Annotated in this window: 14 protein-coding genes; 10 read left to right on the top strand and 4 right to left on the bottom strand. The window is 72.8% G+C overall.

All coding sequences use genetic code 11. The annotated features are described in order from the left end of the window. Positions 1 to 14: 14 nt before the first annotated feature. The 7 genes from AB0P25_RS05465 (at position 15) to AB0P25_RS05495 (ending at position 6,859) form a co-directional block, all read left to right on the top strand. Positions 15 to 1,922 carry a hypothetical protein gene (locus tag AB0P25_RS05465; protein WP_363805869.1) on the top strand — a complete coding sequence of 636 codons (1,908 nt, stop codon included), beginning with the start codon at positions 15 to 17 and terminating at the stop codon, positions 1,920 to 1,922. A gap of 51 nt (positions 1,923 to 1,973) precedes the next feature. Next, the gene (locus AB0P25_RS05470) at positions 1,974 to 2,624 is read left to right on the top strand and encodes a TetR/AcrR family transcriptional regulator (RefSeq protein WP_363805870.1); all 651 of its coding nucleotides are present in this window, start codon (positions 1,974 to 1,976) and stop codon (positions 2,622 to 2,624) included. Next, positions 2,621 to 3,304, top strand: coding sequence for a hypothetical protein (locus AB0P25_RS05475; protein WP_363805872.1), 684 nt, complete (start codon positions 2,621 to 2,623; stop codon positions 3,302 to 3,304). Before AB0P25_RS05470 ends, AB0P25_RS05475 begins: the two co-directional genes overlap by 4 nt. Continuing rightward, positions 3,301 to 5,238, top strand: a complete 1,938-nt coding sequence (locus AB0P25_RS05480) for a YhgE/Pip domain-containing protein (RefSeq protein ID WP_363805873.1) — start codon at positions 3,301 to 3,303, stop codon at positions 5,236 to 5,238. Before AB0P25_RS05475 ends, AB0P25_RS05480 begins: the two co-directional genes overlap by 4 nt. A gap of 76 nt (positions 5,239 to 5,314) precedes the next feature. After that, positions 5,315 to 5,491, top strand: a complete 177-nt coding sequence (locus AB0P25_RS05485; RefSeq protein ID WP_363805874.1) for a hypothetical protein — start codon at positions 5,315 to 5,317, stop codon at positions 5,489 to 5,491. A gap of 127 nt (positions 5,492 to 5,618) precedes the next feature. Beyond that, the gene (locus AB0P25_RS05490; RefSeq protein ID WP_363805875.1) at positions 5,619 to 6,458 is read left to right on the top strand and encodes a metallophosphoesterase; all 840 of its coding nucleotides are present in this window, start codon (positions 5,619 to 5,621) and stop codon (positions 6,456 to 6,458) included. Next, positions 6,455 to 6,859 (top strand): DUF3052 domain-containing protein, encoded by a 405-nt coding sequence (locus AB0P25_RS05495; protein WP_363805877.1) that lies wholly within the window; start codon positions 6,455 to 6,457, stop codon positions 6,857 to 6,859. Before AB0P25_RS05490 ends, AB0P25_RS05495 begins: the two co-directional genes overlap by 4 nt. A 22-nt stretch (positions 6,860 to 6,881) precedes the next feature. Here AB0P25_RS05495 and AB0P25_RS05500 read toward each other — a convergent pair whose 3' ends face one another. Beyond that, positions 6,882 to 7,517, bottom strand: a complete 636-nt coding sequence (locus AB0P25_RS05500; protein ID WP_363805878.1) for a TrmH family RNA methyltransferase — start codon at positions 7,515 to 7,517, stop codon at positions 6,882 to 6,884. A 96-nt stretch (positions 7,518 to 7,613) separates the two neighbouring features. Here AB0P25_RS05500 and AB0P25_RS05505 point away from each other — a divergent pair, with 96 nt between their 5' ends. Beyond that, positions 7,614 to 8,411, top strand: a complete 798-nt coding sequence (locus AB0P25_RS05505) for an HAD-IIA family hydrolase (protein ID WP_363805880.1) — start codon at positions 7,614 to 7,616, stop codon at positions 8,409 to 8,411. A 35-nt stretch (positions 8,412 to 8,446) separates the two neighbouring features. On the opposite strand, the gene AB0P25_RS05510 is transcribed toward AB0P25_RS05505, so the two are convergent. Continuing rightward, positions 8,447 to 11,260, bottom strand: a complete 2,814-nt coding sequence (locus tag AB0P25_RS05510) for a hypothetical protein (protein ID WP_363805881.1) — start codon at positions 11,258 to 11,260, stop codon at positions 8,447 to 8,449. After that, entirely contained in the window at positions 11,260 to 11,808 is a 549-nt protein-coding gene (gene pyrE / locus AB0P25_RS05515) for an orotate phosphoribosyltransferase (protein WP_363805882.1), read from the bottom strand. The genes AB0P25_RS05510 and pyrE overlap by 1 nt, the downstream gene beginning before the upstream one ends. A gap of 78 nt (positions 11,809 to 11,886) precedes the next feature. Between pyrE and AB0P25_RS05520 the strand changes: the two genes are divergently transcribed. Both AB0P25_RS05520 and AB0P25_RS05525 read left to right on the top strand, forming a co-directional pair. Beyond that, positions 11,887 to 12,735, top strand: a complete 849-nt coding sequence (locus AB0P25_RS05520; RefSeq protein ID WP_363805883.1) for an exodeoxyribonuclease III — start codon at positions 11,887 to 11,889, stop codon at positions 12,733 to 12,735. Further along, positions 12,735 to 13,127, top strand: coding sequence for a hypothetical protein (locus AB0P25_RS05525; RefSeq protein ID WP_363805884.1), 393 nt, complete (start codon positions 12,735 to 12,737; stop codon positions 13,125 to 13,127). The genes AB0P25_RS05520 and AB0P25_RS05525 overlap by 1 nt, the downstream gene beginning before the upstream one ends. Positions 13,128 to 13,152: 25 nt before the next feature. Here the strand turns inward: AB0P25_RS05525 and AB0P25_RS05530 are convergent, their stop codons facing one another. Next, the gene (locus AB0P25_RS05530) at positions 13,153 to 13,347 is read right to left on the bottom strand and encodes a DUF2795 domain-containing protein (protein ID WP_363805885.1); all 195 of its coding nucleotides are present in this window, start codon (positions 13,345 to 13,347) and stop codon (positions 13,153 to 13,155) included. Positions 13,348 to 13,453: the final 106 nt, after the last annotated feature.

Raw genomic sequence — 13,453 nt, forward strand, 5'->3', positions numbered from 1 at the left:
ACGGGAGGGCACCCATGACCCGCACACCGTTCGACGCGCGCGCAGGCACCGAGCGCACGCGCACGCTCACGCTGATCGGCCTGGCCCTCGCGCCGCTGATCGTCGTCGCCGTGCTCGGCTGGGGCCTCTTCGCGCCGGGCCAGCACCTCGACCGCGTCACCGCCGCGGTCGTCAACGACGACCAGCCGGTCACCAAGAACGGGCAGACCATCCCGCTGGGGCGGCAGTTCGCCGGGGCACTGATGTCGGGCGGCACGGTATCGACGGCGAGCGGAGGCTCGGACCAGGCCACCGAGCCGCCGCCCTCGGACGACGCCTCGAGCTTCGACTGGGTGCTCACCAACGACGACGACGCGAGCGCGGGGCTGCAGAGCGGACGGTATGCCGCGGTGCTGACCATCCCGAAGTCCTTCTCGGCCGACGCGACCTCGATCGGCGGCCCGGCGGCGAGCGCGACGCAGGCGACCGTCACCGTGCGGACCGGGCCCGCCACGCCGCTCGTGGATCCGGCTTTGGCGGCAGCGGTCACGCAGGCGGCTACCGCATCGCTGGACCGACAGCTCACCGTGCAGTACCTGCAGAACGTGTACGCCGGCTTCAACACGATCGACCAGCAGATCGGGCAGGCAGCCGACGGCGCCGCTTCGCTCGCGAGCGGCACGGCGAGCTTGGCGTCGGGGACGGCGTCTCTCGCCACCGGGGCGGCGTCGCTCGCGACCGGGACGCAGTCGCTGGACGCCGGAGCGCAGTCGCTGTCGTCCGGGCTGGCGCAGCTCGCATCCGGCACCGCCTCCCTGCCGGAGCAGACCGCCGGCCTCGCACGCGGCTCCGCCGCCATCGCGCAGGTCGCGGATGCGGCCGCGAGCCGGACAGCGGACGCGGTGGCCCGGATGGCGGAGGCTGTCGCCGAGGTGTGCGCGACGCCCGCCGCCGGCGCGTGTGCTCGCGCGACGGCGGCGCTGACATCGCTCCAAGCGGCGAACGGCGACGTACAGACCATCGCGGGGGTCGCGGACCAGGTCGCCGCGGGCAACGCCGCGCTGGCCGGTGCGATGCCGCAGGTCGTCGACGGGATCGACGCCTCCGCCACGGGGGCGGCATCGCTCGCCACGGGCGCTTCACAGACGGCGGCGGGAGCGTCGCAGGTCAGCGGCGGCGCGTCGTCGGCAGCCTCCGGAGCCCAGCAGAGCGCGGACGGAGCGGCGCAGTTGTCGTCCGGCCTGCAGCAGGCGACGACCTCCATCCCCACCTATTCGGACTCCGACATCACCACCCTGTCCGCCGTCGCCGCGCAACCGGTGGTGACCACGCAGAAGGCTCCGCCGACGGGGCTCGCGTCGCTGCCGTTCTTCGCCGTGCTCGCGCTCTGGCTGGGCGCGATGGTGACCTCGCTCGCCCGCCGGGCCGTCCCGACGCGCCTCTTGCTCAGCTCCGTGCCGTCGGCGCTGATCGCGGTGCGGTCGGCCGGCGTGGTCGCCCTGATCGGCGCCGGCCAGGGGGTGATCGTGGCGGGAGCTGCGCAGCTCGGGATGGGGCTGCGGCCGGATGTGTGGATCGCCTTCGCGCTGGCCGCGGCGCTCGTCGGTGCCGTGTTCGCCGTTGTCAATCAAGCGCTGGCCGCCGCGTTCGGCGGGGTCGGGCGCCTGATCGCCCTGCTCATCGGCGGGACGGCGCTGGTGGCCGGGCTGTCGTCCACCGCGCCGCCGCAGCTCGTCGCGTTCTCGCAGCTGCTGCCGACGGCGCCCGCGCTGGCGCTGCTGCGAGCCGCGGGGACCGGGGATGCGGCAGGCGCGTGGGGATCCGTCGGGCTGCTACTCGTGTGGGCGGCCGGCGCGCTCGTACTGACGCTGGCGGCGGTGGCGGCACGGCGGAACGTGAGGCTGCGGGACACTGTGCCGGCGCGCGCCGAGGCGGCCGCCTGAGGGATTGCTTAAGTTGCACACGAGTGTGCAAGAAGGGCGTACACTGGAGGCATGCCCACCTCCTCCACCCGCGCACCGCGCCGCGACGCGGCCGCCAACCGCGAGGCGATCCTCGGCGCGGCCGCCGTCGCTCTGAACGAGGACATCGACGCGTCCCTCGAGAGCATCGCCGCCCGCGCCGGCCTCAGCCGCCGCGCGGTCTACGGCCACTTCGCCACGCGCGACGACCTCCTCGTCGAGGTCTTCACCCGCGGAGCACGGCGCCTGGCCGCTCTGCTCGACCCGGTGTCGCATCCCGACCCGCTGGTCGAGATCGCGCTGTTCGGCGCGACCCTGTGGGCCGAGGTCGAGCACGTCCGCGTCAGTGCTGCGCTCGCGGTGCGCGGCCCGCACCGCGCCATGGTCGGCACCGCGCTCGACCCGGCTCGCGAACGACTGCGCGAGACGGTGGGTCGAGGCAGGGAGTCGGGCCGCATCCGCACCGACCTCGACCGGGAGACGGTCACCCGGTTGATCGAGAACGCCGCAGTGTCGGTGCTCGACGAGGCCACCCGCGCCCGCCTGACCCCGGAGGCCGGGCACCGGCTGGTCATGCTCGCCGGCCTCAGCGCCGCCGGTATGGGCTGGCGCGAGGCGGACGACCTGATCGCGTCGACGCCCGATCTGGCATTCGGCGTGCCGACATCGGGAGGCGCACGATGAAGGTCGTCCTCGACCGAGTCGGGAAGGGCGCTGCGCTGCCACCGACCTCCGCCGCCTTCGAGACCGGCCGCGCCACCCTCGCGCGCGCCGAGACCGAGCAGCGGCCCACCGTCCTCGGCCTCATCGCCTCCGGGAGGATGCGACCGGACACCGGAGAGGTCACCATCGACGGCGCCGCCGACTACGGCGCGATGCGCCGGCGGATCGCCCTGATCGACGCGCCGGACGTCTCCGAGCCCGCCTCCGACGTGACCGTCTCGGGCATCGTCGCGGAGGAGCTGATGTTCGCCGGGCGCGCGTCGCATCCCGTCGCCGTGGGCCGCTGCCTGCGCGAGCTCGGCGCGTCCGAGTGGTCGCGCGCCTCCATCGGCACCGTGCCGCCGACCGTCCGCATCCGCCTGCTCGCCGAGCTCGCGCTGCTGCGGAAGGGCGTCGACGGGCTGGTGCTCGTGTCCCCCGACCGCCACGGCGGCGACCCGGTCGAGTGGTGGCGCTTCGCGCGCGAACTCGCCGGGCGCGGCATCGCCGTGCTCGTGGTCGCCGGAGACGCCTCCGCAGCCGCCATCGCGGCCGCCTCCCTCGTCGAGCGCTTCGACGAGACCGAACCAGACACCTTCGACGAAGACCCCGGCCGGGACGACACCGACGATCTCCCGGGCCACGTTGTGGAGAGCGAATGAAGATCCCGCAGATGATCGCGGCGGAGTTCCGCCGCCTGACCGCCAGCCCCATGTCCATCGTGGCGCTCATCGCCCTGATGTGCGTCCCGGTGCTCTACGGCGGCCTGTACCTGTGGGCGAACCAGAACCCGTACGCCAACCTGAACCGCATCCCGGCCGCCATCGTGGTGGACGACACCGGCGCGACCGTCGACGGCAAGACCGTGAACTACGGCGACCAGGTGGCCGATCAGCTGATCGAGGACGGGTCGTTCCAGTGGCACCGCGTCGCGAAGGGCTCCGCCGCGAGCGGTGTGGACGACTCGAAGTACGACTTCAGCATCACGTTCCCCGCGGACTTCTCGTCGGCGCTCGCGTCCGCCTCCGGGACCGACCCGCACCGCGCCGTCGTGACCCTCACCACGAACGACACGAACAGCTACCTCGCGTCGACCATCGGGACGCAGGCGGCCGAGAAGATCCGCACCTCCATCGTCAAGCAGGTCAACGAGCAGGCCGCGAAGCAGTTCCTGCTCGGCCTCGCCGACATCCGCTCCAATCTGGTGACGGCGGTGGACGGCGCGAACCAGCTCGTCGACGGCAGTGCGAGCGCGCAGTCCGGCGCCTCGCAGCTCGCAAACGGCACGGCGCAGCTCGCGTCCGGTTCGCAGGAGCTGGCCGGGAAGCTGGGTCAGCTCGCTTCCGGGTCCCAGGAGCTGGCGGACAAGCTCGGCCAGCTCGCCGGCGGCGCACAACAGGTGAGCGACGGCGCAGCCCAAGTGGCGGCCGGCAACCGTCAGCTGGCCGCCAAGGCGGACGAGGCCTCGGCGGCGGCGCAGCAGATCGCCGCGGCCGCGCCCGCCGCGCAGCAGGACCTCCTGAACCGGCTCACCGCGGCCGGCGCCACCCCGGAGCAGCTGGCGCAGGTGAAGGCGGTCATGGGCGACCTCGACACGAAGGCGCAATCCGCCAACGGGCAGATCCAGGACGCGGTGGGGCAGATCCACCAGCTCTCCTCCGGCGCGGACCAGGTCGCGGGAGGAGCGACGCAGGTCGCCGCCGGATCGCAGCAGGCCGCGACGGGCGCATCGCAGGTCGCCGCCGGCTCGCAGGCCGCGGCGGCGGGAGCATCGCAGCTGGCCTCGGGCGCCTCGTCCGCCGCGACCGGTGCGGCGCAGCTGCGCGACGGGCTGACGACCCTGCACGACGGCACCACGAAGCTGCGGGACGGCCTGCAGAGCGGCGTGAAGCAGATCCCGGACTCGTCCCCGTCCCTGCAGAAGAAGCAGGCGTCGACGATCGCCGACCCCGTCAACCTCAAGAACGACTCCATCACCTCCGCCGGCACCTACGGCGCCGGGCTCGCGCCGTTCTTCGTCGCCCTGGCGGCCTGGATCGGCATCTACGCGCTGTTCCTCATCGTGAAGCCGGTCTCTCGCCGGGCGATCACCGCCCTGCATTCGCCGATCAAGATCACGCTGGCTGGCTGGCTGACGCCCGGGCTGCTCGGCGCCATCCAGATGATCGGACTGTTCGCGATCGTCGCGGGGGCGCTCGGCTTCCGCATCGACAACCCGCTCGGGATGTACGGGCTGATGGGGCTCGCGTCGGTCACCTTCGCGGCGATCATCCTGGCGCTGAACGTCTGGCTCGGGAGCGTCGGGCAGTTCCTCGGCCTCGTGCTGATGGTGCTGCAGCTCGTCACGGCGGGCGGAACGTTCCCGTGGCAGACGCTGCCCGGCCCGCTCGCGGCGCTGCACCACGCCCTGCCCATGTCGTACGCGGTCGACGGCATCCGGCAGCTCATGTACGGCGGCAATCCGGCGACGGCGTGGGCGGACGCGGGGGTGCTGGCGCTGTGGATGCTCATCGCCCTGCTCATCGCGGCGATCGGGGTGACGAGGATGACGCACTTCCGGACACTCCGCGACCTGCGCCCGTCCCTCATCGGCTGAGCCCCGGAGTCTGGCGGGGCGCCACCCGGCGGGGCTAGGGTGGCGCCCACCAGCATCCGATCCGAGGAGGACGACCATGGCCGATCTCGAAGTCCAGGCGGCGCTCTCGCAGGCGCGCCAGGCGGCGAGCGCCGCGAGCTACGACATCCAGAAGCTGTCCGAGGACTCGATCGAGCGGCAGGCGCTCCACAACCTCATCACGGCGGTGGACGCCATCATCCAGGCCCTGGACGCCGACTCCGACGGCGACTGACCGGCCGCCGACCCGGGATCGAGTGGTGACATCTGGTCGCCACCCGGCCGGGTTTCGCGCATCCACTCACCACTCGATCCCCGGCGGCGGCCCCTGCGGCGACGGTGGCCGGCGCTAGGGTGGCGGCGTGACCGAAAGCCTGCGCATCCTGCACCTCTCCGACACGCACCTGTACGGCGACGGCCGGCTGCACAACGGGATCGTGGACACGCTCGCCGGGCTCGACCGCGTCCTGGCGCGCGCGGCGACGCTGGCCGAGGTGGATGTGGTGGTCGCGTCCGGCGACCTGTCCGACGACGGGACCGCCGACTCCTACCGCCGCCTGAAGGGCACGCTCGAACCGTGGGCCGCCGAACGCGGCGCGGCGATCGTGTACGCGATGGGCAACCACGACCTCCGCGACGGATTCGAGGAGGTGCTGGGCGCCCGCGAGTCCGTCACCCACGTGCACGGCTTCCGCGTGGTGACCGTCGACACGTCCGTCCCGGGCGCGGGCTACGGCCAGGTCTTCGAGGAACAGCTGGACCGGCTGCGGGAGGTGCTGGCGGAGCCGTCGGAGAACGGGACGGTCGTCGTGCTGCACCACCCGCCCGTGCCGCCCACGACCGTGCTGTTCGAGCCGCTGCGGCTGGTCGATCCCGAGCCGCTGCTCGAGGTGTGCTCCGCGGGCGATGTGCGCCTCATCCTGGCCGGGCACTTCCACCACGGGCTGGTGACCGAGGCGGGGCCCGCGGGCATCCCGGTCGTGGTCGCTCCCGCCGTGGCGAACACCACGGACGTGCTGTGGCCGCCGCCGCGCGAGCGGGCCGTTCGTGGCGCCGGGTTCGCGTGGGTGCAGGTGCCGGCCGAGGGGCCGGTGCGCGCCCACCTGCTGACCGCTCCGTCGCCCGACGACGGCGAGACGGTGTACGACCTCGATGCGGACGCCATCCAGCGAATCGCCGACGATGCGGGGTGGCGCGGGTGAGCACCCCGGCGGGCTACTCCGGGACCCCGCTCTGGCGGAAGCTCGGGCTGAAGCCGGGGATGCGCGTCGCCGTGCTCCACGCCGACGACGGCTGGCGGATTCCGGCCGAGGGTGCGCCGGAAGTCTCGTGGGTCGACTCCGGTGCCGCGGGTCTCATCCTCGCCTTCTACCGCACGGCCGCCGACTACCTGGCGGAGCTGGACGAGCTCGGCGAACGCATCCGGCCCGACGGGATGGTGTGGGCGGCGTGGCCGCGCAAGGCCGCCGGGCACGTGAGCGACCTCGACGAGAACGTCATCCGCAACGCCGCGCTCGAGCGCGGCCTCGTCGACGTGAAGGTGGCCGCCGTCGACACCGACTGGTCCGGCCTGAAGCTCGTCTGGCGCCGCGAGAACCGCTGAGCCTTTCGGTCTCGCCGCCGGGCTAGTCGAAGGGGACGTGCTGGGTGATCCAGGCGTGCATCGCGATGGCGGCCGCGGCCGAGGCGTTGATGGAGCGGGTGGAGCCGAACTGCGCGATCTCGACCACCGCGTCGGCCGCGTCCAGGGCCGCTGGCGACAGACCCGGCCCCTCCTGACCGAACAGGAGCACGCACTCCCGCGGCAGCGCGAAGGTCTCGATGCCGACGGAACCGGGGACGTTGTCGATCGCGATCACCGGCAGCCCGGCGTCGCGCGCCCACGCCACGAACGCGTCCACGTCGTCGTGGTGGACGACGTGCTGGTAGCGGTCGGTCACCATCGCGCCGCGCTTGTTCCAGCGCCGCCGGCCGATGATGTGGACGGTGTCGGCGAGGAACGCGTTCGCGCTGCGAACAATGGAGCCGATGTTCATGTCGTGCTGCCAGTTCTCGATCGCGACGTGGAACGGGTGCCTGCGCTCGTCCAGGTCGGCGACGATCGCCTCCACGCTCCAGTAGCGGTAGCGGTCGATGACGTTGCGCGTGTCGCCGTGGCGCAGGAGTTCGGGGTCGTAGCGGGGGTCGTCGGGCCACTCTCCGGGCCACGGTCCGACGCCGTTCGTCGTCAGCTCGTGCGTCGGGTTCGGCGTCTCGTCCACCGGTCCAGGTTATCCACCGACCGCACGAGACCTCACCGCTGTGCAGCCCCCGGCCCCTAAGCTGGACGCATCCGATTCCCGCCGAAAGGAGTCCGCGTGACGCGTCGCGACGAGATCGAGTGCTGGCTCACCGACATGGACGGCGTGCTCGTCCATGAGAACCAGGCCCTGCCGGGGGCGTCCGAGCTCATCCAGCAGTGGCGGGATCAGGGCACCCCGTTCCTGGTGCTGACGAACAACTCGATCTTCACCCCGCGCGACCTCGCGGCCCGACTGCGGACGTCCGGTCTGGATGTCCCCGAGGAGTCGATCTGGACCTCCGCCCTGGCCACCGCGGATTTCCTGAAGTCGCAGATGCCCGGCGGCAGCGCGTACGTCATCGGCGAGGCCGGTCTGACGACCGCCTTGCACGAGGCCGGGTTCATCATGACCGACACGAACCCGGACTACGTCGTCGTGGGCGAGACGCGCAGCTACTCGTTCGACGCGATCACGAAGGCGATCCGCCTGATCGGCAAGGGCGCGCGGTTCATCTCCACGAACCCCGACGCCACCGGCCCGAGCGCCGAGGGCCCGCTGCCCGCGACCGGCGCCGTGACCGCCATGATCACCAAGGCGACGGGACGCGACCCCTACGTGGTCGGCAAGCCGAACCCGATGATGTTCCGCTCCGCGATGAACCGCATCGGCGCGCACTCCGAGAACACCGCCATGATCGGCGACCGGATGGACACCGACGTCGTCGCGGGCATCGAGGCCGGACTGCACACCATCCTCGTGCTCACCGGCATCAGCGACCGCTCCGAGATCGAGCGCTACCCGTTCCGGCCGGACGAGGTGCTGACGGGCGTGAACGAGCTGGTCGCGCGGGAGCCGATCGAGAGCGAGCTCTGAGGTTCTGCTCGAGGTCCCGCGCCGCCCGCTGAGCGTCAGGCGCTGGGGCCGGGTCCCGCCACCGACGACGTGAGCGGCTGCCCGCTCGACCGGTTCGCGAAGCAGTAGTAGGAGCGCTGGCCGCTCTTCCACTGATCCTCCGTGGCCGGGTACGAGCCGACGACCTGCAGGTCGGGGTACGCACCGGCGGCCCCGAGGTCGACGACGCCGGAGGCGGTGCACAGGGCGGGGATCTGCGCGGCCAGCGCGTCCGCGCCCGGATAGGGCGCGGCGGGGTCGGGGGAGAGCAGGTTCGTGTAGAGCAGCTGCGCGGTGTGCGGGGCGGCGCAGTCGACGACCGTGAACTCCTCCGCCCAGACGGACGTGAACGGCTGCAGGCACTCGCCTCCGCCCAGCGCATCCCAGGCGTGGGTGCCCGGTCCGACGGCGTCGGCAGGCTTGGGAGTGACGGTCGGGACGGGCGTCGGCGTGGGAGTGGGCGTCGGACTGGCCGACTTCCCGGCAGGGGTCGCCGACGGCTGCGGGGGCGCCTCTCCGCCGCCGAACAGGGACGGGATGCGCGTGCCCAGCGCGAAGAGCCCCACGAGCACGAGGACCACGGCGAGCCCGGCCAAGGTCAGGAGCAGGATGCGGTTGTTGCGGTTCGCCCAGAGGGCGGTGGTGGTGCCGTTGCTTCCGCCGTTGCTACCTGCGCCGCCGTTCCCACCGCCAGCGACCGCGTCGCCGGTGGCGGCCGTGTCCGTGTCGCCGGCGCTACGTCGTGCGCGACTCGACGTCGCCGCGTCAGCGGCTTCGGCCGGCGTGAAAGCCACGGTCGCGGGGCCCGTGGCCTCCGCCGAGGCGAGTTGGGGACCTTCGAGATCAGCGGCCGGTTGGGGCTCCGGCTCGAGCGCCCACGCGGAGGTTGCCGCGTACGCCGTGGTGGGAGGGGACTCCGGCTCGCGTGCGTCCACCGACCGCGGCGCGGCGTCGGAGGCGGACTTCGGCTGCTCGGCCTCCGGCTGATCCGGCTGTGCCACGGCATCGGCCTTCGCTCCGGGCTCCGGGACGGACGCGGTCGAGCCCGGGATCCACTCCGTTTCGCGCACAGGCTCCGGCCCCGGCGCGGCCTCCGCGTCGGGATGCGCCTCCGCTGCCAGGGCCGCCGCAGCTGCGGCAAGGGCGGCTGCGGTCGGCGGGAAATCGCGCTCGGGCTCGGGTTCCTGCTGGGTGCGGTCGATGTCGTCCGCCTCCGGCTCCGAGATCACATCGCCGAACAGCGCGGCCAGACCATCGGCACCGTCCGTGTCGTCGCGGCCCGAAGGTTCATCCACCGCAGTGGCCGCCTCCTCGCCGGGCGCAGCCGCGGTCTGGTCGGCCGCCGATTCATCCAGCGCAACGGCCGCCTCGTCGCGGGGCGCAGCCGCGGGCTGGTCGGGCGCCACAACGGCCGCCTCGTCGCGGGGCGCACCGGCGGGCTGCTCGGCTGCCGATTGATCCACCACAGCCTCCGACTCCTCGCCGGGTGCAGCGTCCGACTCCTCGCGAGACTCAGAAGTCCGTCGCGCCCAAAAGGGCGTGGACGCGGCCGCGATGCTCTCCGCGTCGATGGGGCTCGTCGCGGGCGAGGGCACGCCGCCGAGTGCGACCTCGGCCTCGGCGGCCGGGACCTGCGGCTCCGACGGCAGCACGTCCGGCGCGGGCGGCTCTTCCGGCGCGGGCGGCTCTTCCGGCGCGGGCCGCTCTTCCGGCGCGGGCGGCTGTTCCGGCGCGGGCGGCTGTTCCGGCGCGGGCGGCTGTTCCGGCGCGGGCGTCGCGCCCACGACGGGTGCCGCGGCGCCCCCCGGGCGGAGCAGCGCGGGGTCGATCGGGATGACGCTCGTCGTGTCGCCGATGACCGACTTCCCGGACGGCTTGTCCGTCTCCGTCCCGCCGAAGCCGAGGAGCGCTGCCAGACCGTGGCTCTCCTCCTCCTCGGCGGGAGGCGCGGGCGGAGGGTCGAAGATCGTGCGTGGAGGCTCCGGTTCGGCCTCCTGCGGCGGCTCGGGAGTCTCGATGACCCACGAGCGCGCGGCGACCGGGATCTCTCCCGTCGGTTCGGCCGACGGGACCGCATCGCTCGCGACGGGCGGTTCGACGCCCGCGAGCGCGGCGTCGACGGGAGGCGGCTCCACCGGTTCGACGAAGGACGACCGGCGAACCGGGGGGACCAGCGGGGGCGCGGGCGCCGGCTCCGGCTGTGCGGGAGGCTCGGGCTGCACCGGCGGCTCGAATAGGGGCGCGGATTCCGCCTCCGCTGTCGGCTCGGCCCCTGCATCCGCACCAGGTTCGGGCGCAGCTTGTGCCACGGACTCGGCCTGCACCCCGTGCGAGGCCTGCGCCGGGGGCTCCGGCGTCACGGGCAGGGCGGCGGTCGGGGCATCGCCGTCAGGGCTTTCCGCATCCATCGCCGGATCGGTGGCGGCACCGGGAGTGAGGTTCCATGAGAACGCGACGGGGAATTCGGACGCGGGCTCCTCGTCCTCGGCGGGCTCCTCCGACGCGGCACCCAGGAGGTCTTCGAAGCTCGCCGGTTGCGCAGCCGGTTCTGCAGACGCGTGCGCCTCCCGTTCGTCCGCGACCGACTCGGGATCGGTCCCTCGGACCGGAGCACCCGCCGGGCTCTCATCCCCCGCCGACAGATCACCCTCCGACACATCCGCGGTCGGCGCAGCCTCCGCTGCCTCGGCACCCCGCCGCTCCACATGGCGGCCGCCGGTCAGCTGCTGCAGCAGCCACTCCGAGCTGCCGAATTCCGGCTCCGCCGACGCGGGTTCCGCCGCTTCCGGGCGCTCCTCGCCCGCAGCGCCCCTCCCGCGCTCGTCGGACATCAGGCCAGCCCCAGGTCCTTCAGGCCGATGGCGGCGAAGTACGGGTAGCCCGCGCCCTCGATGACCTCGCGTGCGCCGGTGTCGCGGTCGACGACGACGGCGACGGCCGCGATCTCGGCGCCGACCTTCTTCAGGGCCTCGATGGCCTTGAGCGGCGAGCCGCCGGTGGTGCTGGTGTCTTCGAGGACGATGACCCGCTTGCCCGCGAGGTCGGGACCCTCGACCTGCTTGCCGCGGCCGTGGTCCTTCGGCTCCTTGCGCACGACGAACGCGTCGTACGCGAGGCCCTGCGAGGCGCCCTGGTGCAGGATCGCGGCGGCGACCGGGTCGGCTCCCATGGTCATGCCGCCGACGGCGACGACGTCGGGGACGTCGCGGATGAGGTCGATCATGACCTGCCCGATGAGCGGGGCGACCCGGTGGTCGAGGCTCACCTTGCGCAGGTCGACGTAGTAGCTCGCCTTCTTCCCGCTGGTGAGCGTGAAGTCGCCGTGGAACACGGCCTCGGCGGCGATGTAGTCGATGAGCTGCTGTCGTGCGTCGGTCACATCCCCGATTCTAGAGGGGAACATCCCGCTCTCCCCGGTTCTCCACAGGCCGTCGGAGGCTCCCGATACGATCGGGGCATGCGTGTCGCCACCTGGAATGTGAACTCCATCCGCACTCGTGTGGCCCGGGTGGTCGACTGGATGGTCCGTGAGGACGTCGACGTGCTCGCCATGCAGGAGATCAAGTGCAAGCCCGAGCAGTTCCCCTACGCGGCGTTCGAGGAGGCGGGCTACGAGGTCGTCCTCCACGGCCTCAACCAGTGGAACGGCGTCGCCATCGCCAGCCGGCTGGCCCTCCAGGATGTCGAGATCGGCTTCCCGGACATGCCCGGCTTCCTCAAGGACCACGACGGCCCGGACCTGCCGAAGGAGGCGCGCGCCATCGGCGCGACGGTCGACGGTGTTCGCCTGTGGAGCCTCTACGTCCCGAACGGCCGTGCGCTCAGCGACCCGCACTACGTCTACAAGCTCGACTGGCTGGCCGCCCTCGCCGCGGACACCCAGCGCTGGCTGACGGACGACCCGCAGCTTCAGCTCGCGCTGATGGGCGACTGGAACGTCGCCCCCCTCGACTCCGACGTCGGCGACCCGAGCCTGGTGCCCGGCCTCTCCACCCACATCTCGCCGCCCGAGCGCACGGCGTTCGCCGCGTTCGAGAAGGCCGGCCTCACCGACGTCGTGCGGCCGATCGTGCCCGACGGCTACACCTACTGGGACTACAAGCAGCTCCGCTTCCCGCGCAACGAAGGGCTCCGGATCGACTTCATCCTCGGATCGCGGGCGTTCGCCGACCGCGTCGTGGGGGCGAGCATCCACCGCAACGAGCGCAAGGGCGACGCCCCCAGCGACCATGTGCCGGTGCTCGTCGAGCTCGCCGCCCCTCCGGTGGACGAGGACGAGGACGACCGTCCCATGATCTTCGGCTGATGAGCGCGTATCCGCCCGCCTACCCGCCGCCCGGCAGCGCGCGAACCCGGCGGCCGGTGGTCGTGTGGGACCTCGTCACCACGATCGTGCTCCTGGTGCTCGCGGCCGTCATCGCGGCGGTGCTCACCTTCGCCGCGTTCTTCCTCGTCTTCGCGAGCGACCCGTGCGGCGCCTCCACGGTCTGCGACACCGGCCGGATGGGCGCGGGCTTCTTCATGGCGCTGCTCGGGCCGGCGGCGATCACCCTGGTGACGGTGATCGTCGCCGTGGTGCTGCTCGTCGTCCGCCGCCGGGCCTTCTGGGTGCCCATCGTGGGCATCCTGCTCGCCGCGGGCGTCTGGGTCGGCGGCGCGGCGCTGGTCGTGTCCGGCGTGCCCGGCGCGACGTTCTGACCGCCGGGCACCTCCAGACGCCGGCTCAGCTGCCGCTGATGCCCTCGGTCACCTGCACCGGGCTGTCGAACTGCCTGTCGGGAAGCCCTTCGAGCGCGTCGATGACCTCCTGGGGGGCGCCCTGCCCCTGCGCGGTCCCGACGAGGTCCGCCTTGCTCGCGGGGTAATCGACCCCGCTCAGGTACTTCTGCACGTCGATCTGGATGGGCCGGTCGGCCATGTCCGCTCCTTCCGTAGAGGTGGGTGGGAGATGCGTCCACGCCTACCCCGATCCGTGGAGCTTGCAAGATCTTGTCTCGTTTTCGGGCGGGTGGTTCGTTCGTCGC

Origin of the sequence: Leifsonia sp. NPDC077715, assembly GCF_040686855.1 — a bacterium.
In the GTDB taxonomy this organism is placed as follows: Bacteria; Actinomycetota; Actinomycetes; order Actinomycetales; family Microbacteriaceae; genus Leifsonia.